Source organism: Streptomyces sp. NRRL S-87, from assembly GCF_000719335.1.
Classification (GTDB): Bacteria; Actinomycetota; Actinomycetes; order Streptomycetales; family Streptomycetaceae; genus Streptomyces.
On record NZ_JOGB01000126.1, the window covers coordinates 1 to 3725 of the forward strand.

Genomic DNA, 3725 nt, shown 5'->3' on the forward strand with positions numbered 1-3725 from the left:
CCCCCCAACCCCACCGCACCCCGTGACCGACATGGCACTCAGAGCCACCCGAACCGGGTTTCTGTCGACCCAGAGAATCTCGACATCAACAAACCATTGAACTTCCACCACGTGGAAATTACTATCCACTGGTCAGAAGCGCCCTGAACCACAGACGGCGCCCGCGACCGCTTGACGGAACTCTCCCGCCACCCGGCACTCCGTGCCGCAACCGCGGGACTGCACGAGCCTTCCCCGCGGCCGCCAGGCACCGCCGCTGAAGGAGTGACAGTTATGTCAGCACCAGCGCCGTCCCCGCTGGCCATCGTCGACGCCGAGCCCCTGCCCCGGCAGGACGAGGTCCTCACAGAAGCGGCGCTGGCCTTCGTGGCCGAGCTGCACCGGCGGTTCACCCCCCGCCGCGACGAGCTCCTCGCCCGTCGCGCCGAGCGGCGAGCCGAGATCGCCCGCACCTCCCACCTCGACTTCCTCCCGGAGACCGCACAGATCCGCGAGGGCGACTGGAAGGTGGCGCCGGCGCCGGCCGCGCTCAACGACCGCCGCGTGGAGATCACCGGTCCGACCGACCGCAAGATGACCATCAACGCCCTGAACTCGGGCGCCAAGGTCTGGCTCGCCGACTTCGAGGACGCCTCCGCCCCCACCTGGGAGAACGTCGTCCTCGGCCAGCTCAACCTCATCGACGCCTACGAGCGCCAGATCGACTTCACCGACCCGAAGTCCGGCAAGTCGTACGCGCTCAAGCCGGCCGCCGAGCTCGCGACCGTCGTGATGCGGCCCCGCGGTTGGCACCTGGAGGAGCGCCACCTGCGCTTCGACGGCCGCCCGGTCCCCGGCGCGCTCGTCGACTTCGGCCTGTACTTCTTCCACAACGCCAAGCGCCTCATCTCGCTCGGCAAGGGCCCGTACTTCTACCTCCCGAAGACGGAGTCGCACCTGGAGGCCCGCCTCTGGAACGACATCTTCGTCTTCGCCCAGGACTACGTCGGGATCCCGCAGGGCACGGTCCGCGCGACCGTCCTGATCGAGACGATCACGGCGGCGTACGAGATGGAGGAGATCCTCTACGAGCTGCGCGACCACGCCGCGGGGCTGAACGCCGGCCGCTGGGACTACCTCTTCTCCATCGTCAAGAACTTCCGTGACGGCGGCGAGAAGTTCGTCCTCCCGGACCGCAACGCGGTGACCATGACCGCCCCGTTCATGCGGGCGTACACCGAACTCCTCGTCCGCACCTGCCACAAGCGGGGCGCACACGCCATCGGCGGCATGGCGGCCTTCATCCCGTCCCGCAAGGACGCCGAGGTCAACAAGGTCGCCTTCGAGAAGGTCAAGGCGGACAAGGACCGGGAGGCCGGCGACGGCTTCGACGGTTCCTGGGTCGCCCACCCGGACCTCGTTCCGATCGCGATGGCCTCCTTCGACGCCGTCCTCGGCGACAAGCCGAACCAGAAGGACCGCCTGCGCGAGGACGTCGCCGTCGCGCCGGGCGACCTGATCGCCATCGACTCCCTCGACGCCAAGCCCACGTACGACGGCCTGCGCAACGCGGTCCAGGTCGGCATCCGCTACATCGAGGCCTGGCTCCGCGGCCTCGGGGCGGTCGGGATCTTCAACCTCATGGAGGACGCGGCCACCGCCGAGATCTCCCGCTCGCAGATCTGGCAGTGGATCAACGCGGGCGTCGTCTTCGAGAACGGCAAGCTCGCCACCGCCGACCTCGCCCGCGAGGTCGCCGCCGAGGAGCTCGCCGCCATCCGCGCCGAGATCGGCGAGGAGGCCTTCGCGGCCGGCAAGTGGCAGCAGGCGCACGACCTCCTCCTCCAGGTCTCCCTGGACTCGGACTACGCGGACTTCCTCACCCTCCCCGCGTACGAGCAGCTGGTCGGCTGACCGCACAGCAGCCGCCCCAGCACCAAACACCGCAGCACAGCACAACCCAACACAGCACACCGCAACACAGCACAACGCAGCACAACCCAACACAGCACACCGCAACACAGCACGACCCAACACAGCACACCGCAGCACAACTCGACCCAGCAACACCCCTCGGCCCCCGGTGCCCCGCACCGGGGGCCGAGGCGTTTCCGGAACGGAACCGAGGGGCCGACGGCACCCCAGCACCTCGGAGCCACACCCACCCGTCCGCAGAGCGCACAACCGGAACCGAAACGCGAACAGAAGCGGAAGGCGGGGCGGTCACCACCCACCCGAACGACCGGTCGGCCGTTACCCAATCGAAATCTGACGCTACCTAGCGGTAACAAAACAAGCCATGACACATTCCTGTCGCCACCGGCCGGCGGTACCCCCACTTCCTCAGCCATGCGCCCGAGTTGTCCGCTTCCTCCTCGGGCGTGGCCGACCGCAGGAGTTCCGCAGTGATCGGATTCCGCACCTCCCGCACCGCCCGCACGACCAGCACGTCGCCCACGTCGCCCACGTCCCCCACGTCGCCCGCGTCCCCCAAGTCCCCCGCGTCCCCGTCCACCTCGCGGAGACGGCTCACGGCCGCCGTGTGCACCCTTCCGCTCCTGGTCGGCGCCCTCGTCGCCGCCGGAAGCGGGCCCGCGACCGCGAGCCCTGGCAACGGCCCGACGGCCTTCGTGAGCATGGGCGACAGCTACATCTCCGGCGAGGCCGGCCGCTGGAAGGGCAACAGCCTCACCAACAGCGGCAGTCGCGACGGCACCGACCGCGCCTGGGTCAGCGGCAGCACGTACGACCCCAGCCGCGTCTACGGGGCCACGGCCGCCAGCGGCTGCGACCGCTCCGACTCCGCCGAGGTCAACGGCGCGGCCGGCAGCGTGCAGAAGGTGATCAACCTGGCCTGCTCCGGCGCCGTCAGCGACAACGTCTTCCGGTCCGCCAACGGCGGCGTCTCGTACAAGGGCGAGGCCCCGCAGGCCGACCAGCTCGCCGCCGTGGCCGCCGCGAACGACGTCAAGGCGATCGCGCTCTCGATCGGCGGCAACGACCTCGGCTTCGCCGACATCATCACCACCTGCGCCTCGGACTACATCGTCTGGTACTCGTACTGCTACGACGACCAGCAGGCGGCCGTGGACTCCAAGATCGACGGCGTGATGACCAAGGTGGGCAAGGCCATCGACGAGATCCGGGCCGTGATGTCGACGGCCGGGTACAGCAGCTCCTCCTACCGGATCGTGCTGCAGTCCTACCCGTCGCCCATCCCCCGCGCCGCGGAGAACCGCTACTCCGAGAGCGGCTGGAGCCGGGTGAACAGCGGCGGCTGCCCGTTCTGGAACCGCGACTCCGACTGGGCCCGGGACTCGCTGGTCCCGCAGCTCGCCGGCCGGCTGAAGGCAGTGGCCGCGGCCAAGGGCGCACAGTTCCTCGACCTGCGCGACATGCTCCAGGGCCGCGAGGTCTGCGCGAAGTCCAGCAAGCTGGTCAGCGCCACGTCACCGGCGTCCGCCACCACCAGCGAGTGGGCGCGGTGGATCGACAGCAGCGAGACGCAGGGGAAGGTGCAGGAGTCCATGCACCCGAACCACTTCGGCCAGCTGGCCCTCCAGCGCTGCCTGGCCCTCGCCTACGCCCAGTCGGCGACCGCCAGCAACTCCTGCCGCAACACGGCGGGCAGCGACGCGAGCGGCATGTACCTGACCGCCGCCCCGTAAGCGAACACCCAAGCACCCACCTCCCAGGCACCCCACCCAGGGGTGCCTGGGGAGAACCCCCTCTCACCACCTCGGCAC

2 protein-coding genes are annotated in these 3725 nt (G+C 69.6%); both read left to right on the forward strand.

Annotation, left to right across the window (positions count from 1 at the left end):
• The first annotated feature begins 273 nt into the window (after window positions 1-273).
• On the forward strand, window positions 274-1893 hold the full coding sequence (gene aceB / locus IF43_RS0135205) for a malate synthase A (protein WP_030210899.1): 1620 nt from the start codon (window positions 274-276) through the stop codon (window positions 1891-1893).
• 491 nt (window positions 1894-2384) lie between these two features.
• Window positions 2385-3647, forward strand: coding sequence for a GDSL-type esterase/lipase family protein (locus IF43_RS0135210; protein WP_234332648.1), 1263 nt, complete (start codon window positions 2385-2387; stop codon window positions 3645-3647).
• Window positions 3648-3725 lie beyond the last annotated feature (78 nt).